The following is a 25,639-nucleotide window of genomic DNA, read 5'->3' as shown; positions in this document are numbered from 1 at the left end:
CACCTATGAAGAGCTTCAGAAGCAGATCGACGACCTGCAGAAGCAGATCGCCAGCATCGCCAAGCCGGCCCGCCCGGCGAAGCCCGAAGGGAAGTGAGCGGCGGCGCCGCCACTGGCATCGACGGCCATCGCATTTACGGTGTTGCAGCGCAGGGCGGGGAAAGTTCCCCGCCCTTTTCTGTTTTTTTGGCACCAGTGGCCCGTCCGGCTGTTTGTCCAACGGAACGGTCCAGAGGAGGAACGCCATGAAGACCGAGCTGCAGATGTCGATGGAACTGGAGGTTGCGGACGCCCAGGACGCCCACCGGTTCGAAGAAAAGCTGCGCGGCTGGCTGCGCCACCAGAGTCAGGTGGTGTCGGTGTCGGCCACCCACAGCGGCGTCGGCAACGACGTCGCGTGGCGGGACGCCCGTCGGGCGGCGTTCGGCTCGCCGTTGCCCAATCCCTTCGCGCCGGGCCGCGGCCGCTGAGGCCTGCCGGTGATCGCCGCCGAAGCGCCCGCCCTGCGCCCCGTTGGCACAGGGCGGGTTCCTTCCACCCCGTGAAAGCGCGTCAGCCGCGGAAAATGTGCGGCACCATCGCCGCGTCGGAGCCGACCCGTGGGTCCGCCGATTCACGGACCGACATGCCCAGGCACTTGTCCCCGATGGTCCAGCAGTGCAGGAGCGCGTGGACGCCCTCCTCCTCGAAGATCGGCGGGGTTTCCATCCAGACCCGCCCTCCCGGATACTCGGCGCTGCCGGTGTCCGAAATGGTGCGGCCATGCGACGTCATGCGCTGGGCCGCGTCGTCCAGCCCGAACAGGCTGCGCTCCGTCACCGCGTCGCAGCCGGCGAGTTCCTCGGGGTCGAGCGCGGCGCGGCACAGGTTCGGATGGCGGGGGTAGAGCGCCCAGAGCGTCGCCAGCAGCCCATGGTTCGACATCGGCCAGCACCACAGCGGCGACAGCATGCTCATGCCGCCCATCCGCAGCTTCTGCAGAAAGGCGTCGTCGGCCAGCCCCTGCCAGGGGTAGATCTTCGCCAGCCAGGAGGCCGCCCGCCCCTCGTCGTCGATGAAGCGCCGGCCGTCCCAGCCCAGGCTCTGCAGCGGCAGCAGATGCGTGGCGATGCCGGCCTCCGCCGCTGTGGCGGCCAGATAGACCAGCTCGCTCTCGCGCATCGGGTCGGGGGTGGCGCAGGCTAGATGGACGAGGCCGCGGCCCGGCATCCCCGCCGCCAGCTCCTCCCAGCGCTCCACCAGCCCTTCGTGCAGGCCGTTGAACTGGTTGGCGTCGCCCATCAGGGCCTCGCGCCAGTTGCGCTGGATGATCGAGGCGGCGAACAGCCCCTCCGGCGTGTCGTAGTTGCAGGCCAGCAGCTTGACCGAATCGCGCCCGTCATAGGCCAGCGTCAGCCGCCCGATCAGCGCGCCGGCCCGCTCGTTCAGCCGGCCGGCCGCCCAATAGTCGTTCCAGGACGCTTCGAGCAGCCGCGCCACGCCGCCGCGCACCCCCAGCCGGGCCAGCGCCCGCCCGTCCACCGTCGCGCGCAGCGCCTCGCGCAGCATGGTGTGCAGCTCGTCGGCGACGCTTTCGATCAGGTCGATCTGATGGGCGGAGAACTCGTACCGCACGTCCTCGCGCCAGAAGGCGCCGGCGTTCATGGCGCGGACGCCATAGGGGTATTTGCGGAGCCCCGGACGCCAATCCGCACGGGGTTTCATGACTGCTCTGCGCATCGTGTGCTTACCGGGCCGCCGGATTCAATCCATGGTTTTGCCCCGCTGCGGCGCGCCGCTTGCGGCCGTCCGGGATTTGGTGGGGGCGGATCATTGCGGCGCAAACGCGCCAACACAAGCGCCTTGCGCGCCCGCCCCTCCGTTTTTCCACGCTTCCCCTCGTGGATCTCACAGGCCGGGTGGAACGCCCGTCAATAGGCGCGGTCGGCCAGCCAGCCCGCGATGGCGCTTTCCATCGCCTCGGCGGTCGGATCGCCGTGCGCCGGGCCGGTTCCCACCATGGGAAGCCGGGCCGCCACGGCGATGTCCTCCGCCGGCGCGCCGGTCCCGACGAACAGGTCGCAGCGCCGCAGCAGGGCGCACAGCCCGTCGAAACCCAGCCGCCCGACCGCGTTCCGGCAGGCCGCCCCCGTCTCTCCGGCGATGCGCGCTGCGGCCCCCTTCGCCGCCTCCTCGCCGACCAGGACCAGCGCGGTGTCGCCCCGCGCGGCGAGGCTGCGGCACAGCTCCGACAGGCTGCCGGCGCCGGCGGACGCGGACAGCCCGACCGCGCAGCGCCAGCGCGCCGGAACGCCCTCGGCCAGCAGCGCAGCGGCGGCCCGCTCGCCGGCGGGGGAGGCCCAGACCTCCGTGACGGGGTCCGGCTCCCCGGCGGCCAACGCCCCCAGCAGGCCGGCGGGAGTCGCCGCGACGTGGGTCAGGAAAGCGTCGGCGTAATAGCCGCGCACCGGCCGACCGACCCTGCAACCGAGGCGGAGCGGCGCGCCGGTGTCCTGCATCAGGCGGTTGGCGAAGCTGGCATCCTCGCCGCGGATCGGGTTGACCGCGAGGTCGAAGCCACCGCGGAACTGCTGGCCGATCTCCTGGCGCACCGCGCTCACCAGGGCGTCGTCGGGCGCCCGCCCCTTCAGCGGCGGCAGGGTGACCCGCTGGTTGACATAGGGGCAAAGGGCAAGCGCCGCCTCCGCGTCCGGCGTCGCGAAAACAGTGATCCGGGCCAGCGGCAAGGCGCGCCGCAACTCCCGCAGGAAGCCCGACGCCCGCAGCACGGCGCCGGCTCCGTCCAGCAGGAACAGGCCGACGTTCCGGATCAGGTCGGTGGGAAAGGGCGGCGGTTCGCCGGGAACGAGCGTGCGGCGGCGGACGGCGGAACCGGCGTCCCGCAGCAGCGCCACCGCCGGGGCGGTCGAGGTGCCCCGTGCCGGCGGCACGAAACCCCAGCTTCCCTCGGCGTCCGGGCGCGCCAGCGGTTCCACCAGGGCATGCTCGGCGCGCGCGACGGTCGCCGCATCGGTCACCCAGGGGAAGAAGCCCCGCAACGGAAGGGTGCCGCTGCCGACCGCTCGACCGGCCGCCTGGAGGGCCTCCCACCGCCCGACCGCGCCGTCGTAGCCGTAATAGATCTCTTTAAACGCGACCTGCTCCCGCGTGGCGTAGGCGAAATGCTGGAAGACCAGCCCGCCCGCCGCCGTCTCCTCGTGCAGGAAGGGGTTGGCCGCGCCGAGATCGACGACGGTGCCATCGGGAAGGGAGCGCGTCAGCCGGGGCGGTTCGTGCGACTGCCAAGCGTCTCCCGGCCGATACCGCCACGTCCGCAGCCATTCGTAGGAACGGTGGTTGCCATAGCTGTCCAGCCTGTCGAGCACCAGGGACGGTCCGACGAAGAAATGGCACAGATACAGCGCTGCGGTGCGCGACGGCGAGTCGAGGAACATACGATGCGCACGGGTGATCTGCTCCACCGTCCACAGCTCGTCCGCGTCGACCTGCCAGAGCAGGCATTCCTCGGTCATGGTGGCCAATGGGGCGGACACCATCTCCAGCTTGCCCCGCCAGAACGTGCCAAGCGGCTTGCGGTAGACCGACACGCGCCCAGGCTCCTGCGCGGCGATCCGGTCCAGATACGCCGAGGTTCCGTCGCCGCTGCGGCCGTCGCGATGCAGATCCTGCGGGACGCGTCCACCTTGCGTCACGCTCCAGGCGGTGTCGTTGACCAGTTCCGCCACCCCCTCCACGACGTGCCAATGCCAGGGGAAGGGCAGTTGGCGGAACACCTCCAGGTGGTAGCGGATGAAGGGATCGCCGTTCAGCACGATGGTCAGGAAATGAACCGGTAGCATGCCCGCAATCCCGTCCTTCGCCCGTTGATCCGGCCCCGCGCAGTCCGCCGGACCTTGTCGGTTCCGCGGGAGCGGTGTCAAGGAAGCCGTGCGACTCCCCCGACGGGTTGCGATCCCCCTCTTGACGGCGGGGGACCCCGCCCCTACCCTGGCGCCGGTTATGGTTCCCCGCGCCCTCCGGTCGCGGGGCTAAGAGGGAAGCCGGTGCGCGCCGCCCCGAAGGGGGAGAAACGGCAAATCCGGCGCTGCCCCCGCAACTGTGAGCGGTGAGCGGCATCGTCCTTTCCGTGTCACTGGCACCGCCTGCGGGAACGGGCGCCGGGAAGGCCGGGCGATGCCGCCTTGACCCGCAAGCCAGGAGACCTGCCGTAACCGAACGTACGTCCTCGGGCGGGGTGCCCCGGTGGTCGCTTGCCGATGTCCGGCCCGACGGCCGCCCGTCCTCCGCAAGCCGTCCCTCCGGTGCTCCCATCCAAGGGGACCAAGGGGGTTGCGATGCCGGTGCCTGCCAGCAACGACGCCCCTCCCAACGCATGGCAGACTCGGAAAGGGCATAGAGCATGCACATCGAACCCGGCGTCGTGGACGGCGCCAAGATCGCTCTCAGCTACGCGACGGCCGCCGGCGGCTTCGCGATGGCCGGAAAGCTGGCGCGCGACGACGTCCGCAACAACGGCGGGGTCGCGCCGCTGGTGCTGCGCAGCCTGATCGCCACCGCGCTGGTCTTCAGCTTCTTCGAGGTGTTCCCGCACCACCCCGTGGGCGTGTCGGAGGTTCACCTGATCCTCGGTTCGACGCTGCTCCTGCTGTTCGGCGCCGGTGCGGCCTCCATCGGCCTCGCCGCCGGCCTGCTGATCCAGGGCCTGTTCTTCGCGCCGTTCGACCTGCCGCAGTACGGCATGAACGTCACCACGCTGCTGGTCCCGCTGTGGGGCATCAGCCTGCTGGCGAAGCGGATCGTTCCCGACGCCACCCCCTATGTCGACCTGAAGTACTCGCAGGCGCTGGCCCTCTCCACCGCCTACCAGGGCGGCATCGTCGCCTGGGTGGCCTTCTGGGCCTTCTACGGCCACGGCTTCACCGCCGAGACCATGACGGAAGTCGCCTCCTTCGGCGCCGCCTACATGACCGTCATCATCGTCGAGCCGCTGGCCGACCTCGCCGTGCTGGCCGTCGCCAAGGCGCTGCGCCGTCAGAGCCAGGGCCCGCTGTTCAACATCCGCCTGCACCAGGGCGCCTGACCGGCTCCCTGGACCGGACGGTTCACGAAAAGGGCGGCGGGGATGACCCGCCGCCCTTTTCCGTTCAAATCACCAGTTCGCCCTTGCGGATCGCCGCGTAGCGGCGGTTCACCGCCCCCCAGTCGACCACGTTCCACCAGGCCGCCAGATAGTCGGCGCGCCGGTTCTGGTATTTCAGGTAGTAGGCGTGCTCCCACACGTCGTTGCCCATCAGCACGGGCACGCCCTCCATGGCCGGGGAATCCTGGTTCGGGCGGGCGGCGATGGCGAGCTTGCCCGACGACGGATCGGCGGTGACGAAGACCCAGCCGCTGCCGAACTGCCCGGCGCCCGCCGTGTTGAAGCGCGTCTTGAAATCGTCGAAGCTGCCGAAGTCGCGTGTGATGGCGGCACCGACCTCGCCGTCCGGGGCGCCGCCGGCGTTCGGCCCCATGATGCTCCAGAACATGCTGTGGTTCGCGTGACCGCCCCCGTTGTTGCGCACCGCGGTGCGGATGCTTTCCGGCAGTTCCGGCACGCGCTTCAGCAGGTCGGCCAGCGGCATCGACTGAAGGTCGCCGTGGTTGGCGAGCGCCTTGTTGAGGTTGTCCACATAAGCCTGATGATGCTTGCCGTGATGCACGCCCATGGTCGTCGCGTCGATGTGCGGTTCCAGCGCGGCGGGGGCGTAAGGCAGCGGCGGCAGCGTGAAGCCCTTGCCGCCCGGGGTTTGGGCCCCTGGTGTTTGGGCCAGGACGAAGCGCGGCGCCACGGCCAGCACCAGCGCGGCGGCTCCGGCGGACAGCAGCAGTTGGCGGCGATCCAGGCGAACGGACATGAGACCTCCCATTGTGTGTTTCGTGCCGAACAGCGGGGAAGCGACAGCCTCAGTGCCCCCCGCGCCTCACTCAACAGGGCAATGGGCGTACCCACTCGGTACCGGCGCACGGTGCATGGCCCGACTCCTACAACCGGACCTTTCCGGCCAAGCCGGCGGATGCCGACCAGGCGACCCCCATCGCCACGGTCCGCCAGCGTCCCAGACGGAATCGGGAGGGCGCCGCCGCCGGCTTCCTGACCGGAGCGACCAGGGGCGCTCCCGCCGCCTCGCGGATCCTGAGGGTGCGGCGTTCCCGCAGCAGCAGGCGCATCACCTCCTCCTCCGTCACCGGCCGTCCGGCCTTGGCCGAGGCGAGGCTGGCGGTGTCCTGGAGGGCGGCGACCTGGGCCAGAGCGCCGGTCAGCCCCTTTGCCGCGGCGGTTTCCAGCGCTTCGCGATGAACGGCGAGAATGAATGGTTTCAGCCCGCGGTCGGGCGATCCGTGCGGCGATGTGGGCATGGCGGAATGGCTCCGGGGACTCGTTCGATCGGGTAAACCATCATCCGACCGATGACGCCGCCACGGCAAAGGCCCCTTAGGATTAACCCGCCACCCCCGTTCGGCGAGGCGGGGGCCGGAAGCCCGGACATCTCAACCCGGCATGACCGCGCAGCGATCACAACGGCATCGTCAGCGTCATCCGCGTGCCGTTGTGCTGGCGGTCATGGTGCAGCATCGCCCCCAGGTTGGACGCCATGGCATGAACGATGCGGGTGCCGAGGCCGGTTCCCTGCGGAGCGCCGCCGGCGGGAAAGCCGACCCCGTCATCCTCCACACTCACCGACAACTGACCGTCGACAGCCACCGCGCGGACACGGATGCTGCCGGTCCGGCCTTCCGGATAGGCGTATTTGCAGGCATTGGTGACCAGCTCGGTGACGATCACCGCCAAGGACACCGCCTTGTCGGTCGGCACCAGGACCGTGTCGGCGGTGACAAGGAACGCATCCGGACGGTGCGAGGCCATGGCGGAGTGCATGTCGGCCAGCAACGCTTTCAGATAGACGTCGATTTGGACGGAGCGCGTGTCGCCGGAGGTGTAGAGACTCCGGTGAATGCCGGCGATCGCCGTTATGCGCGCCTGGGTTCCCTCCAGGGCGGCACGGGCCAGGGGATCGGAGAGGCAGGACTTTTGCAGTTGGACGAACGCCGCCACCAGCGCCAAGCTGTTGGCGACCCGGTGATTGACCTCCTGCAGCAGCAGCTCGGCCCGGTCCCGCGCGGCGCGCACCTGCCGTTCCGCCAATTCCCGTTCCCGGCGGAGCTGGGCTTTCTGGATCGCCTGCTCGATCGCGGCGACCAGCAGATCGAAAAACCCGTCGCCGTTCTCTTTGGGGACATAGTCGGAGGCGCCCGCCTTCAGCGCCGCAACCGCGACCCGGGTATCGCCGGCCCCGGTGACATAAACGACCGGCGGCGCATCCGCACCTGCCAGCAGCGCAGGAAGAATGTCCAACCCGATCGCGTCCGGCATCTCGTGATCCAGGCCGACCACCGAAATGCCGCCCTGCGCCACGCGGGCCAAGCCTTCCTGGCCGCTCGCTGCGCATTCCACCACATAACCGCGCCGTCCGAGCTTCCGTTGCACCAGTCGGGCCAGGGCGATGTCGTCATCGATGTAGAGGAGGCGGACGGCCGAATCCATCATGCTTCCGCCTCGGGAGCCTGGATGGCCGTGAAGAACCGGCCCAGTTGCCGGATCGCATCGCCGAAGCTTTCGTAGTTCACCGGCTTGGTGATGTGGCCGCTGGCCCCCAGATCATAGCAACGCTGGACTTCCTGCCGGTCGTCCGTGGTCGTCAGAACCACCACGGGAAAGCGCTTCGTGTACGGGTTGGCCTTGACCTTGGCCAGAACGTCGCCCCCCGTCATGTCCGGCAGGTTCAAATCGAGCAGAATAAGAAGAGCCCGCCCGGCGCTCGCCCGGCCGGTTCCGTCTTGACCGAACAGATAGGCGAGCGCGGTCGTGCCGTTGGTGAAGGAAACGATCTCATTGGTCATCCCTCCCCGGCGGATGTTCTTCTCGATCAGCCGGGCATGGCCTTCATCGTCCTCGATCATGACAATGCACGCCGCCAGTGGGTCACGCGTCATCAGCCAGCCTTTGCAGGGACAGGGTCGGGCTTTCAGGAAGGCTTATGCGAAAGACACTGCCCTGTCCAAGAATCGAGTCGACGGTGACCTCGCCCTCAAGACGCCGCACCATGGTCCGGACGTAGGCCAGCCCGATTCCCTCTCCGGGTCGATCCTGCACGCCGGAACGGCGGAACAGTTCGAAGATGCGCTCGTGATCCCCCGGCGCGATCCCCCGCCCGTTGTCGATGACTTCGAAGACCTGGCGCTTCGCCTCGGCGTATCCTCGGATCTCGATCCGGCCGGGCCGGGCCGGATCGAGATACTTGATCGCGTTGTCGATCAGGTTTCCGAAAATCTGCTCCAGGGCGAGCCGGTCGGACACGACGGTGGGCAGGGAGCCGGCGATGTCGATGACGCACCGCAACTCGCTGGCTTGGTGATGAACGCTGGCCACGGTGTTCTCAAGGAGGGCCCGCGTGCAGATGGGCTCCAGGGTCAGCGTCCGGCTGCCTTGGCGCGACAGGACGAGAATGGCGTTGATCAGGCGGTCCATCTTCGTCGTCGACGCACGGATGAAGCCGATGGCTTCCGGCAGGTCCTCGTTCGCCACCCGGCGCGCCTCTGCCGCCATGGCGTCGTCCTGACCCGCCGGCTGGCGGTGCATATGGGCGCGCAGGCTTGCCAGCCCCTCCTGAAACTCGCTGGTGAAGCCCATCACGTTCACCAGCGGCGCCCGCAGGTCGTGACTGACGATGTAGGCGAATCTTTGAATTTCATCGTTGGCTCTCCGCAGGGCGACGGTGCGTTCCGACACGCGCTGTTCCAGGGAATCGTTGAGAGCCTGGATCGCCTGCTGCGCCTGCACGAGATTGCGGGTGTGATGCAGCACGATCCACACGGCCCCGCCGACCACCAGGAGAATGAACAGACCGCCCAGTGTCGCCACCCAGCGCGACATCCCGGCCTGGCTGTTCAGCGCGGCGAGCTGGGCGGCGAGCTGAGCGTCGGCCGGCATGATGAGATCGGCGAGTGAACGCCGGGCATCGTCCATCAACCTCATCCCGCGGCCCGTGCGCACGATGGCCAAGGCCTCGTCCCTGCGTCCCGCCTGCATCAACGCGATGGTTTCCGCCAGTTCCTCCCGCTTGGCCGTCGCAAGAACGGCGAGGCGCTCGACAATGGCCGACGCACCGGCATCCCCTTCGGCGAAGCCGCGCATCCGCGCAATGGTGTCGTTGACCGCCTCGTTGGCCGCCTCATAGGGCTTGAGGTACCGACGGTCCCCGGTAAGGAGGTAGCCGCGCTGCCCGATCTCGGCATCCTGAAGCTGGCTGAGAAGCGTCCCCGCGGCAACCCGCGTTGCGGTCATCCGCCCGACGGCCTGGGAATAGTGCCCTGTGCTTTCCGCCAGCCACCCCGACATCGTCACGATTCCCAACAGCGCCACCGCGCCGGCGAACAGCATCAGCAGGGATCGGCGGGTGACGGTGGCGCTGGATGTGGACATCGCGGGCGGTTGATCGGAACCAGGTCTGGAGGAGGCCCGAATGCTAACGCGCCACCAAGGGCAAGCAACCAAAAAGCGATGATGTGGTCCTCGCCGCCCTGCGACAGGCTGACTCCAACCCCTGGCCGCTACCCAGCCCCTCCCCGCTGCGCCATTCCGTCACCGCCTGCCCGACCCGCAAGCGGTTGATGTTCGCCTCGCCCACTTTGGCCGTCACCGTCAGTCGCTCCAGGTCGGCGATGTCCAGAAAGGACTGGCCGCCCCTGTCAAAAACAGTCTTCGATTTCTATTCCGCGACTTCAATCTCCACCGCTGCGTTAAAAATTATTTGATTACTAAGTAATTTTCGAGCAGGCCGATGAATCGCTTATTGCCATTTGATTGTGAAACGGGAATTTGTTAAGCAATTTGCAACCCAACGGAAAGGGTTGGAAATCATGAGTGCCATCAGCGCCACCGGTTCACCGATGGGCAACCTTCCGCCTGCTCGTGCAACCCCTCATACGACGACGGACGTGTTCGTGAAGAAGGCCGACACCGCCGCCGCGAGCGGTTTCAGCCCGTCTTCCAAGGTCGAATTGTCTGATCGCGCCAAGGCGCTGATGGCGAAGGCGGAGCAGGAGCGCGCCGTTGCGAGCCAACTTGCGGCGCATCTGGCGGGGGGCGGCCGCAACGCCGCGGCCATGATCCCGGCTTCCATCAGCCCTATGGCCATGACGCAATGGGCCGACAGCGGCGCGCCGTCCAAGCCGGGCGCATCGGGGCCGGCGTCGGACGGCATCGCCGCCGTCAAGGAATGGGCGAAGTCGGATGTCTTCCGGAATGCCGCCAAAGCCGTTGCGGACGATCAGGTCCGGGCCCTCGTTCGCGACGGCCAGCTTTCCCAATTGCCTGCGCTCGATGACGATCAGCTGAACCAGTTGAGCGAGGCGGAGAGAAACATCTACGGCACGGTCAGGTCTCTCCAGGGGCTTTACGACGGGATGCCGAAAACGATGGACCAAGCTCTGGCCGACCGGAAGAAATTGGTCCTTGAAGCATACCCGGATGAAATCAGCCGCATGAGAAACGGACTTGCCTCCGGTTCCCTGAAAAAGGAGGACGGATGGGACGACATCATCGCCAGCCGTGAAGCCGAACTCGCCGCCGCGCAACAAGGAACGATGAAAATACACGCCGTGAGCGACTCCAACCTCGTGCAGTCGAAGAGCGAGTTCACGGTCTCCCACGATTCCAATGGGTGGAGCGCCAATGGGATGACCGTGAACGGCAACGCCTCCGCTTTGCAGGAAGCGTTCGGCACCAAGAACATGCAGGTGGGATCCAGTCCCTACACGGGCGACTACGTGATCACGTGGTAAGCTCGTGTGTCGCACGGATGGCGCGCACATTTTTTCACAGTATAAAAATGTGTAAAATTCCGTGGTGACCCTTCATTTCCCACGACATGGCTCCCTTTCCGGAAAGCGGCGTGCTAGGGTTCGGTCCGGCCTGTTGAAGGAGCCATGACCGGACCGACGACCGGGCCGGTCGGGAACATCAGGACATCTGTGCCATGAACCACATCGTCGCCCCCTGCCTCAAGGAACAGGGCCTCAAGGAACAGGGCCTCAAGGAACAGGGCCTCAAGGAACAGGGCCTCAAGGAACAGGGCCTCAAGGACCAGAGCCTAAAGGAACTGGACCGTCCGGAAACCCCTCTTCTGGAAGGCGTGGACGGCATGTGGGCGATGCTGCGCGCCGAGGCGGAAAGCGTGGTCGTCAAGGAGCCTTGGCTGCGCCCCTTCATCGACACCGCCATCCTGCTGCACCATGACTTCCCCTCAGCGCTGGGCAGCCTGCTGGCGCGCAAGCTGGGCGACTCCTACATCTCCGCCGACCAGCTCGCGATGCTCGTGCGCTCGGCCGTCGCCGACGCGCCCTGCATCGTGGAAGAGGCCTGCTCCGACCTCCAGGCCATTTGCACGCGCGACCCGGCGGCGGACAACTGCCTGACGCCGTTCCTGTATTACAAGGGCTTCCACGCGCTGGAATGGCACCGCATCGGCCACTGGCTGTGGCGGCGCGAGCGGCGCGACCTCGCCCACTTCCTGCAAAGCCGGGTGTCGGAGGTCTTCGCGGTGGACATCCACCCGGCGGTTCCGGTCGGGCGCGGCGTCTTCATCGACCACGGCACCGGCGTGGTGATCGGCGAAACCGCGGTGGTCGGCAACGACGTGTCGATCCTTCAGGAGGTCACGCTCGGCGGCACCGGCAAGGAGCATGGCGACCGCCACCCGAAGGTGCGCGACGGCGTCCTGCTGTCGGCCGGTGCCAAGATCCTGGGCAACATCGAGATCGGCAGCCGCGCCAAGGTCGGGGCCGGCAGCGTGGTGCTGAAGGACGTGCCGCCCTGCGCCACCGTGGTCGGCGTCCCGGCGCGGATCGTCGGCTGGTGCCGCGACACGGTGCCGGCGCTCGCCATGGACCAGACGGTGCCGGAGCCGGAATATCACATCTAGTGGCCCTGGCCGCTCCGGAACTCCGGCGCGGTCATCTCCTCGCGGGTCAGGGCGATGAACAGGTCCACCACCGGGCTCTTGGAGCGGTTGGCGTCGAAGGCCACCTGGAAGGGCGCCTGATAAGACAGCACCTTGGGCAGCAGGACCCGCAGCCGCCCGGCCTTGACGTAGGGCGCCGCATAATGGTCCGGCAGATAGCCGAGATAGGCTCCGGACAGCACCAGCCGCGCCGCCCCCTCCATGTCGCTGACCGTCGCCTTGGGCGTTGAAATCGCGAAGATCTTCAGGTCGCGCGATCCCCAATAGCTGCGCGCGACCAGCCGGTAGCGGCGGATCTCGTCGAGGTCGATGGCCTCGTCCGGCTGGGCGAACAGCGGGTGCCCGTCCGCCACGCAGAAGTGGATCGTCTCGTTGTAGAGGTCCTGGTAGGACAGGCTGGGCACGATGCGCGGGAAGCTGGCGATGGCAAGCTGGAGTTGCCCGCCGATGACGTCGCGCAGAAGCTCGTTCGGCGGACGCACGTTGATGATCAGCGAGACCTCCGGCGCCGCTTCGGTGAAGCGGGCGAAGACGCGCTCCAGCGGGGCGCGCGGGTCGGTCAGCGTGTTGTCCACCAGCCCGACCGCCAGCGTGCCGGTCAGCCGCTCGCGCAGGCCGCGCACCCGGCCGCGAAAACGCTCCAGCGTGTCGAACACGCGCCGCGCCTCGTCATAGACCGCCTGCCCTTCCGGGGTGAGCTGGAATCCCGAGCGTCCCCGCCGGCACAGCCGCAGGCCCAGCCGCGTCTCCAGATCGGCGAAATGGGTGGATATGGTGGACAGCGACAGGTTCAGTTCGCTCTGCGCCGCACTGAATCCGCCGGCCTCGACGATGGTCATGAACAACCGCAACAGGCGCAGATCCACGGTTTCCAGCTGAATCATCGCCACGACGCCCGCCCTCCCCTGCCCCACCCGCCGGGTCCGGCACGCCCGATACTTCGACCCGGATCGAAGTAAGATACAAAACTTTCTGATTTTCGGGCAACGGCGCCGGGCGTCTAATGACCGCAGGCCGCAATGCTGGCCTCACGAACAGATAAGCTCGTCCGCAAGGAAAGGTCGCATCCATGAACGAGACGACGGGTAAGCAGGGACTTCACGCCGCTTTGGCCGGCGGCATCAGCCGGCGCGCCGTTCTGGCCGGAGCGGGCACGCTGGCCACGGTGGCCGCCATCGGTTTTCCGAACATCGTCCGCGCCCAGTCGAAGACGCTGAAGGTCGGCGTCTACGGCGGCTACTTCAAGGAATCCTTCGAAAAGCACATCTTCCCGGAATTCTCCAAAGCCACCGGCATCGCGGTGGAGGCCATCGCCGAGCCGACCGGCGAAGCGTGGCTGGTCCAGCTCGAACAGGCGGCCCGCGCCCGCCAGGCGCCCGCCGACGTCTCGATGATGTCGCAGGTGGCGATGCTGAAGGGGGCTTCGGCGGAGCTGTGGGCGCCCTTCGACCTGTCGAAGATCCCCAACGCCGCCAAGGTCGTCCCGCACCTCGTCAACAAGTACCCGGACGGCAAGGTCAGCGGCATCGGCGCGGTGTCCTGGTACATCACGCTGGTCACCAACACCAAGAGCTACCCGCAGGCCCCGGACAGCTGGGCGGCCCTGTGGGACCCGGCGAACAAGGACAAGCTCGGCCTGCTGGCGCTGGTCAGCAACAGCTTCCTGCTGGAGGTCACCGCGGCCACCTTCTTCGGCGGCACCAAGCATCTCGACAGCGAGCAGGGGCAGCTCGACTGCTTCAAGAAGCTGGCGGAGCTGAAGTCCAACGTGAAGCTCTGGTACCGCGACGAGGCGCAGTTCGAGGCCTCGCTGAAGTCCGGCGAGATCCCGATGGGCCAGTATTACCACGACGTGACCGGCCTCGCCGCCGCGGACGGGCAGCCGGTGCGCTCGACCTTCCCGAAGGAGGGCGGCATCCTCGACTCCGGCAGCTGGGCGGTCACCCGCGCCTCCAAGGCCGGCGATCTCGCCCACGTCTTCGTGGACTACATGTGCCAGCCGTCGATCCAGGCCCTGCTGTCGCGCAAGGTCGGCACCGCCCCGACCATCGACCGCAAGATGACCGACCTGACCGACCAGGAGTTCGCCGCCGTGTCCTCCGACATCGCGCCGATCATCCCGCGTTACGACCTCTACACGAGCAAGTCCGACTGGCTGAACCAGAAGTGGACGGAAATGATCGTGGGTTGAGTGAAGGCCCTTCTCCCCTCTGGGGAGAAGGGTTGGGATGAGGGGGCGGCCGCAGGCCGACCACGCACTGCAATAAGGCTGCGTTGACGCCCTATGGGCGCCCCCTCACCCTAACCCGGTCGCTCGCAAGCCTCGCGCCCTCTCTCCGCCTTTGATCGCCTTCGGCGCTCAACCGGCCTTTGGCCGGCGGCTCCGAGCCCCAGAGGGGCGAGGGAACATAGGTTCCATCAAGACAAAGCCATCCCATGTCAGCCCTTGTCCTCGACGGTCTCACCAAACGATACGGTCCCGTGACCGCGGTGCACGGCGCGTCGCTGCGCATCCCGCACGGGCAATTCGTCTGCCTGCTCGGCCCGTCCGGCTGCGGGAAGACGACGCTGCTGCGCATGATCGCCGGGCTGGAGGACCCCTCCGGCGGACGGCTGGTCATCGACGGGCGCGACATCACCACGGCCCCCGCCCACACGCGGGAATTCGGCATGGTGTTCCAGTCGCTGGCCCTCTTCCCGCACCTGACGGCGGGGGAGAACATCGCCTACCCCCTGCGCATCCGCGGCGCCACGAAGGCCGAGCAGCGCAAGCGCGCCGACGAGCTGCTGGAGCTGGTGCGCCTGCCCGGCGTGGCCGACCGGCCGGTCTCCAAGCTGTCGGGCGGGCAGCGGCAGCGCGTCGCCATCGCGCGCGCGCTCGCCCTGTCGCCCAAGCTGTTCCTGCTGGACGAGCCGCTGTCGGCGCTCGACGCCAAGCTGCGCGAGGCCATGCAGATCGAGCTGAAGCAGCTTCAGCAGCGGCTGGGCATCACCACCATCGTCGTCACCCACGACCAGCGGGAGGCGATGACCATGGCCGACCTCGTGGTGGTGATGTCGCAGGGCCGCATCCATCAGGCCGCCCCGCCGATGGAGGTCTACCGCCAGCCCGCCGACGCCTTCGTCGCCGACTTCATCGGCATGACCAACCTGCTGGAGGGCGAGGTCACCGCCCCCGGCACCGCCGCCGTGCCCGGCGGCACCCTGCATCTGCCCGACCTGCCGCCGACGGGCCGTGTCCTGCTGTCCGTCCGGCCGGAGGACGTGATCGTCCATCCCGCCGGAACGGACGGGCCGAACCGGCTGACCGGCACGCTGTCCTTCATGCGCGACCTCGGCGCCAGCGTGGAATTCCGCATTGACGTCGCCGGGCGGGAGATCGTCGCGCTGTCCCGCCCGCAGGACCGCCCGCCGGTCGCCCCCGGCGGCACCCTGGCGGTGGAGTTCCCCCCGGCGGCCTGCGTCGTGCTGCCGCCGATGGCGGAGCGCCCGCAATGATCCGCCGCGCGCCCCGCGGTCTGGCCGAGCACGCGCCGATCCTCTTCCCGGCGCTGATGCTGGTCGTCTTCTTCGTCATCCCCTTCAGCCTGATGATCGCGGTCAGCGTCTTCCGACGCGTGCCCGGCGGCTTCTACGAGCCGGACCTCGTCTTCGCCAATTACGAGCGGTTCCTGACCGCCTTCTTCGGCGGGGTGATGTCCTTCTCGCTGGGGCTGGCGGCGCTGGTCGCGGCGCTGTCGGTGGGCATCGCCTTTCCCTTCACCTATCGGCTGGTCAAGCTGTCGCGCGGCGCGCAGATCCGCTGGCTGGTCTTCCTGCTGTCGATCCTGTCGCTGTCGGAAGTCATCATCGGCTTCGCCTGGTCCACCCTGCTGTCGCGCACGGCGGGCATCACCAACCTGTTCGTGGCGCTGGGCCTGATGGCCGAGCCGCAATCGCTCAGCCCCAGCTTCGGCGCGCTGTTGGCCGGGCTGGTCTATCAGGCCTTCCCCTACACGGTGCTGGTGCTCTACCCGGCGCTCGCCCGCCTCGACCCCTATCTGGAGGAGGCGGCGCGCACGCTCGGCTCCTCGCCGCTGCGCGCCTTCTTCACGGTGGTGGTGCCGGCGCTGCGCAACACCATCGTGGCGACCACGATCATGGTGTTCGTCTTCGCGCTGGGCTCCTACCTGCTGCCGCAGCTTCTCGGGCGGCCCCAGCATTGGACGCTGTCGGTGCTGATCACCGATCAGGCGATCTACCAGTCCAACATGCCCTTCGCGGCGGCGATGGCCGTCTTCCTGGTGCTGGTCAGCCTCGCCTTGGTCGGGCTGGCGCTGCTCGCCGGGCGGCGGGAGGAGACGGCCTGATGCTGATGCGCGCGCTGAATTCCCTGGCCGCCGGCCTGATCGCCCTGATCCTGGCCGCCCCCATCCTGGTGGTGGCCGGCGTCTCGGTGAACGAGAAGAAGTCCCTGACCTTCCCGCCGCAGGGCTTCTCGCTCGCCTGGTACGCGGAGGTCTTCACCGATCCCGGCTGGCGCGGCGCGCTGATCACCAGCCTCGTCGTTGCCACCCTGTCGGCGGCGCTGGCGGTGTTGATCGCCTTCCCGCTGGCCTGGTTCCTGTGGCGCTGGCGCGCCCCCTGGGCGCGGGCGTTCGAGGTGCTGGGCATGACGCCCTTCATCCTGCCGCCGGTCATCACGGCGCTCGGCTTCCTCAGCTTCTGGGCGGCGGTCGGCGAGTACGGGTCGCCCTGGACGGTGGTGGTCAGCCACGCGGTGTTCTTCGTGACGCTGCCGCTGGTCACGCTGTCGCTGGGCTTCGGCGCGGTGGACCGCTCCTATGTGGAGGCGGCGGCGACCATGGGGGCGGACGACCGGACGGTGCTGCGCACGGTGGTGATGCCGCTGGTGCGGCCCTATGTGATCTCCGGCTTCGCCTTCGCCTTCGTGCTGTCGCTGAACGAGTACATCGTGGCCTACATGGTGGTCGGCTTCACGCTGGAAACGCTGCCCATCAAGATCTTCAACGCGCTCCGCTACGGCTACACCCCGACCATGGCCGCCGTGACGGTGCTGTTCGTGTCGCTCACGGCGGTGGTCTTCGGGCTGATCGCGTGGTTCGGCGACCTGCCCCGCCTTCTCGGCGCCTGGGCCAAAAACGACTGACCCTTTTCCTTTTTGAAGAGATCCGGACGATGATCGACCCTCAGAAGCTTGATCGTTTGCGTACGAAGTACAGCGGCTCCGGCGGCGACGACTTCCACGATCCGGAGTTCCAGCGGGTGGCCGCCCTCCAGTTCTCCGGCGGCAAGCGGGTGCAGCCCTTCGCCGGGGTGTCCACCCTGCTCGACGCCCCCTACCGCCCCGACGCGGCCGACGCCGCGGACTTCGGCGGGCTGGACATCGCGCTGATCGGCGTGCCTATGGACCTGGGCGTCACCAACCGGGCCGGCGCCCGCCTCGGCCCGCGCGCCGTGCGCGGGATGGAGCGCATCGGCCCCTACGAGCACGCCCTGCGCATGGTCCCGGCGGCTTCCTGCAAGCTGGCCGACGTCGGCGACGTGCCGCTGTCCAGCCGCTTCAGCCTGGAGGCCTGCCACGGCGACATCCTGGCCTTCTACAACCGCGTGATGGACGCCGGCGTCGTCCCGCTGTCGGTGGGCGGCGACCATTCCATCACCTATTCGATCCTCAAGGCGCTGGGCCGCGAGCGTCCGGTGGGCATGATCCATTTCGACGCCCATTGCGACACCGGCGGCCCCTACGAGGGCGCCAAGTTCCACCATGGCGGCCCGTTCCGGCAGGCGGTGCTGGACGGCGTGCTCGACCCGGAGCGCACGGTGCAGATCGGCATTCGCGGCAGCACCGAGTATCTGTGGGAGTTCTCCTACGACAGCGGCATGACCGTGATCCACGCGGAGGACATTCCGGAGCGCGGCATCGCCAGCGTCATCGAGACGGCGCGCAAGGTGGTGGGCGACGGGCCGGTCTACGTCTCCTTCGACGTGGATTGCCTGGACCCGGTCTTCGCCCCCGGCACCGGCACCCCGGAGGTCGGCGGCCTGACCACGCGGGAGGCTCTGGCGCTCCTGCGCGGGCTCGACGGGCTGGACATCATCGGCGGCGACGTGGTGGAGGTGGCGCCGCAGTACGACGCGACGACCAACACCGCCCACGCCGGCGCGCAAATGCTGTTCGAAATCCTCTGCCTGTCGGTGCGCGCCCTCGCCAACCGCCAGAAGCAAGGCTGACGCCATGCGGCTGAGCCTGTTCCAGGCGGACGCGGAGCCCGGTGCGCCGCACCGCAACCTCGACCGTCTGGAACGGGCGGCGGCAGAGGTGGCGGGGCGCGGCTCCGCCCTGCTGGTCGGGCCGGAAATGGGCCTGACCGGCTACGACATCGGCGCGGAGACGGTGCGTGCCCTGGCCGAGCCGGCGGACGGGCCGATGGCCGCGCGGGTCGCCGCCATCGCCCAGCGCCACGGCATCGCCATCCTCTACGGCTATCCGGAGAGGGGGGAGGACGGCGCCGTTTATAACGCCGCGCAGCTGATCGGGGCGGACGGGCGTCCCCTGCTGAATCAGCGCAAGGCGCATCTCTACGGCGATCTCGACCGCGGCTCCTTTGCACCAGGGGGCGACGCCTTCCCGACCGCGGAGGTCGGCGGGATGCGGGTCGGCGTGGCCATCTGCTACGACGTGGAGTTCCCCGAGCTGGTGCGCCGCCACGCCCTGGCCGGGGTGAACGCGCTGCTGGTGCCGACCGCGCTGATGACGCCCTACGAGGTCGTCGCCACCACCATCGTCCCCGCCCGCGCCTTCGAGAACGGGATTTTCGTCGCCTACGCCAACCGCTGCGGGCGCGAGGGGACGTTGCGCTATTGCGGACTCAGCAGCGTGGCGGCGCCGGACGGATCGGTGCTGGCGCGGGCCGGCGACGGGGAGGCGCTGCTGACCGTCGATCTCGACCCCGCCCTGCGCCGGGTCGGCACACATCTGGCGGACCGCCGCCCGGACCTGTACGGTGCGGTCTTCAGCGCGCCTGGGAAGGGCGGTTCGTAGAGGAAGCACAGGACACATGCCGGTCACCATCGACGACATTCACGCCGCCGCCGAACGGCTGGCCGGACGCATCAGCCGCACGCCCTTCCTGCGCTCGGAAACCCTGTCGCAGATCACCGGCGCCGAGGTCTGGGTCAAGCTGGAGAACCTCCAGTTCACCGCGTCCTTCAAGGAGCGCGGGGCGGCGAACCGGCTGCTGCACCTGACGCCGGAGGAGCGGCAGGCCGGGGTGATCGCCATGTCGGCCGGCAACCACGCCCAGGCCGTGGCCTACCACGCGAAGCGGCTGGGCATCGCGGCGACCATCGTCATGCCGCGCTTCACCCCCTTCGTGAAAGTCAAGCGCACGCGCTACCACGGCGCCACCGTCATCCTGGAGGGTGATTCCCTGGCCGAGGCGGCGGCCTTCGCCCACGACCTCGCCAAGCGGGACGGGCTGGTCTTCGTCCATCCCTACGACGACGACGCGGTGATCGCGGGCCAGGGCACCGTTGTGCTGGAGATGCTGGCGGAGGTGCCGGACCTCGACGCGCTGGCCATCCCAGTGGGCGGCGGCGGACTGGCGGCGGGGGCGGCAGTCGCCGCCCGCGCGCTGCGCCCCGGCCTGGAGGTCGTGGGCGTGGAGGTGGAGACCTACCCCGCCGCGGCGCAGCGCCTCGCCGGGCAGCCGGTCAAGGTCGGCGGCCCGACGGTGGCCGAAGGCATCGCCGTGCGCGACGTCGGCGACCGGCCCATGGACATCCTGAAGCAGAACGGCTGCGACGTGGTGCTGGTGCCCGAGGCGGTGATCGAGCGCGCCATCGCCATGCTGATCGAGGTGGAGAAGACCGTGGCGGAGGGCGCCGGGGCCGCCGGTCTGGCCGCCCTGCTCTTCCATCCCGAGCGCTTCCGCGGCAAGCGGGTCGGCCTGATCGTGTCGGGCGGCAACATCGACACGCGCACGCTCGCCAACGTGCTGATGCGCGGCTTCGCCCGCGACGGGCGCCTGATCAACCTGGACATCGACGTGGCCGACCAGCCCGGCGCGCTGGCCCAAGTGGCCCGCATCGTGGCGGAGTGCGGCGGCAACATCATCGACGTGCAGCATCAGCGCCTGTTCGGCGCCTTCTCCGTCAAGTCCGCCGAGGTCGCCCTGCTGATCGAGGTGGAGGACGAGGGCCACGGCGACCGCATCACCGAAGCCCTGCGCGGCGCCGGTCTGCCCGTCCGCAAGGCGGTGGTGGCGGAAGCGGCGCAGCCGCTGTCCAGCGCGCGGCCTTGACGCAAAAGCCTGCCCACGGATTGCGCAGCCTGCCCGAGTGTCGCCGCCTTTCGCGGCACATCCGGGCGGACCCCACCACGATCCTCCGCCCCGCCGGTTGTGGCACAGGCCATGCACTTCGCGCCTGTTCATTCGCGGAGGTCATGGATCATGTCATCGGTGGAGTCATCACAGCCAACCCATCCGGTTGACGAGAAGCTTCCGCTGCTGCGCCTGCTGGCGCTGGGGATGCAGCATGTGATGGTGATGTATGCGGGGGCCATCGCCGTGCCGCTCATCATCGGCGGCGCGCTGAAGCTGCCCAAGGACCAGATCGCGCTCCTCATCAACGCCGACCTGTTCGCCTGCGGCATCGTCACGCTGATCCAGACGCTGGGCTTCTGGAAGTTCGGCATCCGCCTGCCGGTGATGATGGGCGTCACCTTCGCCGCGGTCGGACCGATGGTCGCCATGGCGGGGAACCCGTCGCTGGGGCTTCTCGGCATCTACGGCGCGGTGATCGGGGCCGGCGTCTTCGCCACGCTGGCCGCCCCGCTGGTCGGCCGCCTGCTGCCGCTGTTCCCGCCGGTGGTGACGGGGACCGTCATCGCCATCATCGGCATCTCCTTGATGCGGGTCGGCATCACCTGGGCCGGCGGCGGGGCCGGGAACCCGAATTTCGGCGATCCACTCTATCTTGGCGTCGCGCTGTTCGTGCTGGCGGTGATCCTGCTGGTGACCAAATACGCCAAGGGCTTCTGGGCCAACATCTCGGTCCTGCTGGGCATCGTCGCCGGCTTCGCCCTGACCATGGTTCTGGGGCTGGTCAGCTTCGACGGGGTGGGACAGGCCAAGTGGGTGGACGTGATCCACCCGTTCCAGTTCGGCATGCCGGTGTTCGAGTTCTGGTCGATCCTGACCATGTCGCTGGTGATGATCGTCGTGATGATCGAATCCACCGGCATGTTCCTGGCGGTGGGCGAGATGGTCGGCCGCCCGGTGACGCCGGAGCAGCTGACCCGCGGCCTGCGCACGGACGGGCTGGGCACGCTGATCGGCGGTGTCTTCAACACCTTCCCCTACACCTCCTTCTCGCAGAATGTCGGGCTGGTCGGGATCACCGGGGTGCGCAGCCGCTGGGTCTGCGTAGCCGGCGGCGTCATCCTGGTCGCCTTCGGCCTGTTCCCGAAGCTCGCCCACGTCGTCGCCTCCGTCCCCGCCTATGTGCTGGGCGGGGCCGGGCTGGTGATGTTCGGCATGGTCGCGGCGACCGGCATCAAGATCCTGGCGAAGGTCGACTACACGACCAACCGCGGCAACATCTACGTCGTCGCCATCAGCATCAGCCTGGGCATGGTGCCGCTGGTCGCCGACAAGATCTTCCAGAAGATGCCGCCCTTCCTGTCGCCGCTTCTGCACAGCGGCATCCTTCTCGGCACCATCGCGGCGGTCCTGCTGAACCTGTTCTTCAACGGGCTGGGCAAGGCGACCGGCGAGGAGTTCGTCGCCGCCGCCAAGACCGCGGAGGCATAGCCCTCTCCCGTCCCGGGAGAGGGAGGGACCCGCCACGCAGTGGCGGGAGGGTGAGGGTTCGGTGAGGAGCAGCGCCCTGATCCTTGGCTTTACCCTCACCCGCCCGCTTTCGCGGGCACCCTCTCCCCGAAGGGGAGAGGGAACTCAGGACGCTATTTCAAACTCTTACGCCGCCGGCTCGCTGCCGTAGACGGACTTGGTCTCCAAGAACTCCTCGAACCCGACCTCGCCCCACTCGCGGCCGATGCCGGACTGCTTGTAGCCGCCGAAAGGGGCCGCGAGGTCGATGGAGGCGCCGTTCAGATGCACCATGCCGGTGCGCAGGCGCTTCGCCACCGCGCGCGCCTCGTCCACCGTGCCGGCGTAGACGTAGCCGGACAGGCCGTAGAGCGAGTCGTTGGCGCTGCGGATCGCCTCCTCGATGTCCTCGTAGGGGCGGATGGTCAGCACCGGGCCGAAGATCTCCTCGCGCATGATGGTCATGCCGTCGGTGGCGCGGCTGAAGACGGTGGGCTTGGCGAAGAAGCCGCGCTCCAGCCCCTCCGGACGGCCCGGACCGCCGCACAGCAGGGACGCCCCCTCCTCGATGCCGGCCTGGATCAGGCGCTGCACCCGCTCGTACTGGCGCTGGTTGGCGATCGGGCCGACGCCGGTGCGGTCGCCGCGCGGGTCGCCGACCACCAGGCGGGCGCAGACCTGGGCGGCGATCTTTTCCGCCTCGTCCAGGCGGGAGGCCGGGACATACATGCGCGACGGCGCGTTGCAACTCTGCCCGGTGTTGGACATCATCGACCGCACGCCGTGGGTCACCGCCTTGGTCAGGTCGGCGCTCTCGCAGATGATGTTGGCGGACTTGCCGCCCAGTTCCAATGACACGCGCTTGATGCTGTCGGCGGCGTTGTGGGAGACCGAGGCCCCGGCCCGGGTGGAGCCGGTCAGCGACACCATGTCGACCAGCGGGTGCGAGGCCAGCACCGGGCCGACCACCGCGCCGTCGCCGTAGAACATGTTGAAGACACCCGCCGGCACGCCGGCCTCGTGCAGGATCTCCGCGAAGATCCACGCCGAATAGGGGGCGAACTCGCTGGGCTTCAGCACCATCGTGCAGCCGGTGGCGAGCGCCGGGGCGACCTTGCAGGCGATCTGGTTGATCGGCCAGTTCCACGGCGTGATCATCGCGCAGACGCCGACCGGCTCGCGCAGGATGCGGGTGGTGCCGCGGGTCCGCTCGAACGGGTACTCGCGGGCGGCCTCCAGCGCGGTCTTGAAATGGGCCAGCCCCATGAAGGCCTGCGCCGGCTTGGACAGCGCCGCCAGGGGCGCGCCCATCTCCTCGGTGATGGCGTCGGCCACCTCGTCCATGCGCTTCTCGAAGAGCGCGCAGACGGCGGCCAGCAGCTCCAGCCGCTCGTTCAGGGGGGTGCGGGAAAAGCCGTCGAAGGCGGCGTGGGCGGCCACCACCGCGCGCTGCGCGTCCTCCGGCCCGCCGAGCGCAACGGTGCCCGACACCTGCTCCGTCGCCGGGTTCAACACCTCCATCACGGTGGCGCCCGCCGCGGGTTCGGTCCAGGCGCCGCCGATGTAGAAGGATTGGCAGGTCTTCATCTCTAATCCCCTTGCTCTCTTCGTTGGCATTTTCGGGTGAAACGATCCTGCCCCGTCAGGCGCCTTTTGCCAAAGCTTTCCATCGGGAAAATCCGGATAGGTCAGAAGACCGGACCCTGTTGACAGTTCAATGGTTTCACGGTCTGATCGTTGAACACATACGTGCCGCCGCCCCACTCGCGGCGAGCCGAACGACAAGAATCGGGCCGCAAGAACCGTGGTCCAAGGGCTGGGAGCCTGCTTCACGGGTACACTTCAAACGTACAATCAGGGGGACGAGGGATGGCCTTAGGTGATCGGCGTCTTGCGGATGTGCTGCGTTCCGGAACCTTGAAACACGTCCTGCCGGCGGCGGCAGCCCTGGCCCTGCTGGCCGCGGCCCCGACACCGTCGCAGGCCGCCACCCTGACGGTGGGCACCTCGGCGGAGCCGAGCGCGCTCGACCCGCACTACCACAACCTCGGCCCCAACACGCGCGCCCGCAAGCATGTGTTCGAATCGCTGGTCAGCATGGACGCAAAGATGCGGCTCCAGCCCGAACTGGCCGAAAGCTGGCGCGCCGTCGACGAGACGACCTGGGAATTCAAGCTGCGCAAGGGGGTGAAGTTCCACGACGGCACGGAGTTCACGGCGCAGGACTTCGTCTACTCGGTCTGCCGCATCCCGAACGTCGCCAACAGCCCCTCCTCCTTCACCGTCTACACCAAGGGCATCGCGGGGATCGAGGCGCCGGACCCGCACACCCTGATCATCAAGACCGGCAAGCCCTACCCGCTGCTGCCGGTGGAGCTGTCGACCTTCGGCATCATCTCCGCCAAGGCGGCGGGCGGCGAGGCCGTCACCTTCGACAAGGCGGGCTGCAAGGCCGATTCCTGGCCGACCACCCAGGCCTTCAACGACGGCTCGCTGATGATCGGCACCGGGCCGTTCAAGCACAAGTCCTACACCAAGGGCGACCGGCAGGTGCTGGAGCGCAACCCCGACTACTGGGGTCCGCAGGCCGCCTGGGATACGGTGGTCTTCCGCCCGATCACCAGCGACGGGCCGCGCGTCGCCGCCCTGCTCGCCGGCGACGTGGACATGATCGAATCGCCTCCGGTGCAGGACATCGAGCGGCTGAAGTCCGCCCCCAACGTCTCCCTGGCCCAGGCCCAGTCGAACCGCGTGATCTATCTGGCGCTGGGCGTCCAGGACACCCCGCCGACCATCACCGGCACCGATGGCAAGAACCCGCTGAAGGACCCGAAGGTGCGCAAGGCGCTGTCGCTGGCGGTGGACCGCGACGCCATCGTGAAGCGCATCATGATGGGGGTGGCGGAGCCGGCCAACCAGTATCTCCCCGCCGGATTCTACGGCAACAACCCGGAGGTGACGGTCGCCACCGACGCCAACAAGGCCAAGCAGCTCCTGGCCGAGGCCGGCTACCCGAAGGGCTTCCAGCTCACCCTCGGCACGCCGAACGACCGCTACATCAACGACGACAAGGTGGCCCAGGCGGTCGCCCAGATGTTCACCCGCATCGGCGTGCAGACGCAGGTCGACGCGACCACCGCCAACGTCTTCTTCTCCAAGCGCAACAAGCAGGAATACAGCGTCTTCCTGGCCGGCTGGGGCGCCGATTCGGGCGAGATGTCGTCGCCGCTGAAGGCGCTGATCGCCACGCCGATCAAGGAGAAGGGCTACGGCACCACCAACTACACCAGCTACTCCGACCCGGAATTGGACGGGATGCTGGACACGGCGCTGGCGACCGTGGACGACGCGAAGCGGGAAAAGCTGCTCCAGGCCGCGGTGAAGCGGGCGATGGACGCCGACATCATCATCCCGCTGCATTACGAGGTGACGGTCTGGGCGATGAAGAAAGGGCTGAGCTACGAGCCGCGCGCCGACCAGTACACGCTGGCGCAGAAGGTGACCCCCGCGAAGTGAGCGTTCATCCCCTCTCCCCTCTGGGGAGAGGGTGCCCGCGAAGCGGGCGGGTGAGGGTCGTGCAAGGATCAGCGCCCTTATCCTTGGCTTCGTCCCCCACCCCCCCCCCCCGTGGCGGGGGCCGCCCCCCCCCCCCCCTCCCGCGGTGGGGGGGAGGGGCCGCCCCCCCCCACACCCCACGCGCACGCTGGCGCCGACGGCTCTCTCTCCTGCCCGCTGCGCGGC

At 68.5% G+C, this 25,639-nt stretch carries 22 protein-coding genes and 1 riboswitch; of the genes, 13 read left to right on the top strand and 9 right to left on the bottom strand.

Annotated features, from left to right (window positions below; translation table 11 throughout):
- Window positions 1-245 precede the first annotated feature (245 nt).
- Window positions 246-470: a hypothetical protein gene (locus tag GBZ26_RS10145; protein ID WP_114861627.1), complete on the top strand. Its 225-nt coding sequence runs from the start codon at window positions 246-248 to the stop codon at window positions 468-470.
- 82 nt (window positions 471-552) lie between these two features.
- On the opposite strand, the gene GBZ26_RS10140 is transcribed toward GBZ26_RS10145, so the two are convergent.
- A complete protein-coding gene (locus tag GBZ26_RS10140) occupies window positions 553-1,704 on the bottom strand; it encodes a glutathionylspermidine synthase family protein (RefSeq protein WP_246654142.1) in 1,152 nt (383 codons plus the stop codon).
- Window positions 1,705-1,910: 206 nt separating this feature from the next.
- Window positions 1,911-3,839, bottom strand: a complete 1,929-nt coding sequence (locus tag GBZ26_RS10135) for a glycosyltransferase family 9 protein (RefSeq protein WP_174438736.1) — start codon at window positions 3,837-3,839, stop codon at window positions 1,911-1,913.
- A gap of 144 nt (window positions 3,840-3,983) precedes the next feature.
- A riboswitch (cobalamin riboswitch) is annotated at window positions 3,984-4,224 on the top strand.
- Between the two features lie 175 nt (window positions 4,225-4,399).
- On the opposite strand from GBZ26_RS10135, the gene GBZ26_RS10130 reads away from it, so the two are divergent.
- The gene (locus GBZ26_RS10130; RefSeq protein ID WP_040137994.1) at window positions 4,400-5,080 is read left to right on the top strand and encodes an energy-coupling factor ABC transporter permease; all 681 of its coding nucleotides are present in this window, start codon (window positions 4,400-4,402) and stop codon (window positions 5,078-5,080) included.
- Window positions 5,081-5,144: 64 nt separating this feature from the next.
- Here GBZ26_RS10130 and GBZ26_RS10125 read toward each other — a convergent pair whose 3' ends face one another.
- The 5 genes from GBZ26_RS10125 to GBZ26_RS10105 form a co-directional block, all read right to left on the bottom strand.
- Window positions 5,145-5,897 (bottom strand): superoxide dismutase, encoded by a 753-nt coding sequence (locus GBZ26_RS10125; protein ID WP_246654141.1) that lies wholly within the window; start codon window positions 5,895-5,897, stop codon window positions 5,145-5,147.
- 127 nt (window positions 5,898-6,024) lie between these two features.
- Window positions 6,025-6,399: a hypothetical protein gene (locus GBZ26_RS10120; RefSeq protein WP_174438735.1), complete on the bottom strand. Its 375-nt coding sequence runs from the start codon at window positions 6,397-6,399 to the stop codon at window positions 6,025-6,027.
- Window positions 6,400-6,556: 157 nt separating this feature from the next.
- The gene (locus GBZ26_RS10115; protein WP_174438734.1) at window positions 6,557-7,588 is read right to left on the bottom strand and encodes a histidine kinase dimerization/phosphoacceptor domain -containing protein; all 1,032 of its coding nucleotides are present in this window, start codon (window positions 7,586-7,588) and stop codon (window positions 6,557-6,559) included.
- Window positions 7,585-8,001: a response regulator gene (locus GBZ26_RS10110; protein WP_174438733.1), complete on the bottom strand. Its 417-nt coding sequence runs from the start codon at window positions 7,999-8,001 to the stop codon at window positions 7,585-7,587. Before GBZ26_RS10110 ends, GBZ26_RS10115 begins: the two co-directional genes overlap by 4 nt.
- A 22-nt stretch (window positions 8,002-8,023) precedes the next feature.
- Window positions 8,024-9,481: a sensor histidine kinase gene (locus tag GBZ26_RS10105; protein ID WP_246654140.1), complete on the bottom strand. Its 1,458-nt coding sequence runs from the start codon at window positions 9,479-9,481 to the stop codon at window positions 8,024-8,026.
- Between the two features lie 479 nt (window positions 9,482-9,960).
- On the opposite strand from GBZ26_RS10105, the gene GBZ26_RS10100 reads away from it, so the two are divergent.
- Both GBZ26_RS10100 and cysE read left to right on the top strand, forming a co-directional pair.
- Window positions 9,961-10,884 (top strand): hypothetical protein, encoded by a 924-nt coding sequence (locus GBZ26_RS10100; RefSeq protein WP_174438731.1) that lies wholly within the window; start codon window positions 9,961-9,963, stop codon window positions 10,882-10,884.
- 194 nt (window positions 10,885-11,078) lie between these two features.
- Window positions 11,079-12,023 (top strand): serine O-acetyltransferase, encoded by a 945-nt coding sequence (cysE, locus tag GBZ26_RS10095; protein ID WP_425514962.1) that lies wholly within the window; start codon window positions 11,079-11,081, stop codon window positions 12,021-12,023.
- On the opposite strand, the gene GBZ26_RS10090 is transcribed toward cysE, so the two are convergent.
- Entirely contained in the window at window positions 12,020-12,946 is a 927-nt protein-coding gene (locus GBZ26_RS10090) for a LysR family transcriptional regulator (protein ID WP_211104681.1), read from the bottom strand. The two genes, cysE and GBZ26_RS10090, sit on opposite strands and share 4 nt — an antisense overlap.
- A gap of 185 nt (window positions 12,947-13,131) precedes the next feature.
- Here GBZ26_RS10090 and GBZ26_RS10085 point away from each other — a divergent pair, with 185 nt between their 5' ends.
- The 8 genes from GBZ26_RS10085 (at window position 13,132) to GBZ26_RS10050 (ending at window position 21,880) form a co-directional block, all read left to right on the top strand.
- Window positions 13,132-14,253 (top strand): ABC transporter substrate-binding protein, encoded by a 1,122-nt coding sequence (locus GBZ26_RS10085; RefSeq protein ID WP_174438729.1) that lies wholly within the window; start codon window positions 13,132-13,134, stop codon window positions 14,251-14,253.
- Window positions 14,254-14,543: 290 nt separating this feature from the next.
- Window positions 14,544-15,560 (top strand): ABC transporter ATP-binding protein, encoded by a 1,017-nt coding sequence (locus GBZ26_RS10080; protein WP_344915594.1) that lies wholly within the window; start codon window positions 14,544-14,546, stop codon window positions 15,558-15,560.
- Window positions 15,557-16,411, top strand: a complete 855-nt coding sequence (locus GBZ26_RS10075; protein WP_035682465.1) for an ABC transporter permease — start codon at window positions 15,557-15,559, stop codon at window positions 16,409-16,411. Before GBZ26_RS10080 ends, GBZ26_RS10075 begins: the two co-directional genes overlap by 4 nt.
- Window positions 16,411-17,211: an ABC transporter permease gene (locus GBZ26_RS10070; RefSeq protein WP_174438727.1), complete on the top strand. Its 801-nt coding sequence runs from the start codon at window positions 16,411-16,413 to the stop codon at window positions 17,209-17,211. Before GBZ26_RS10075 ends, GBZ26_RS10070 begins: the two co-directional genes overlap by 1 nt.
- A gap of 29 nt (window positions 17,212-17,240) precedes the next feature.
- Entirely contained in the window at window positions 17,241-18,296 is a 1,056-nt protein-coding gene (speB, locus tag GBZ26_RS10065; protein WP_035682463.1) for an agmatinase, read from the top strand.
- Window positions 18,297-18,300: 4 nt separating this feature from the next.
- On the top strand, window positions 18,301-19,107 hold the full coding sequence (locus GBZ26_RS10060) for a carbon-nitrogen hydrolase family protein (RefSeq protein WP_174438726.1): 807 nt from the start codon (window positions 18,301-18,303) through the stop codon (window positions 19,105-19,107).
- A 16-nt stretch (window positions 19,108-19,123) separates the two neighbouring features.
- Window positions 19,124-20,368, top strand: a complete 1,245-nt coding sequence (locus GBZ26_RS10055) for a threonine ammonia-lyase (protein ID WP_059399678.1) — start codon at window positions 19,124-19,126, stop codon at window positions 20,366-20,368.
- 150 nt (window positions 20,369-20,518) lie between these two features.
- Window positions 20,519-21,880 (top strand): nucleobase:cation symporter-2 family protein, encoded by a 1,362-nt coding sequence (locus GBZ26_RS10050; RefSeq protein ID WP_174438725.1) that lies wholly within the window; start codon window positions 20,519-20,521, stop codon window positions 21,878-21,880.
- Window positions 21,881-22,045: 165 nt separating this feature from the next.
- Here the strand turns inward: GBZ26_RS10050 and GBZ26_RS10045 are convergent, their stop codons facing one another.
- Window positions 22,046-23,485, bottom strand: a complete 1,440-nt coding sequence (locus GBZ26_RS10045) for an aldehyde dehydrogenase family protein (protein ID WP_174438724.1) — start codon at window positions 23,483-23,485, stop codon at window positions 22,046-22,048.
- Window positions 23,486-23,797: 312 nt separating this feature from the next.
- On the opposite strand from GBZ26_RS10045, the gene GBZ26_RS10040 reads away from it, so the two are divergent.
- Entirely contained in the window at window positions 23,798-25,414 is a 1,617-nt protein-coding gene (locus GBZ26_RS10040) for an ABC transporter substrate-binding protein (RefSeq protein ID WP_345772042.1), read from the top strand.
- The last annotated feature ends 225 nt before the right edge of the window (window positions 25,415-25,639 follow it).

Source organism: Azospirillum formosense (genome assembly GCF_013340925.1).
GTDB classification, from domain to species: domain Bacteria; phylum Pseudomonadota; class Alphaproteobacteria; order Azospirillales; family Azospirillaceae; genus Azospirillum; species Azospirillum formosense.
This window is presented reverse-complemented; position numbering and strand designations above follow the sequence as displayed.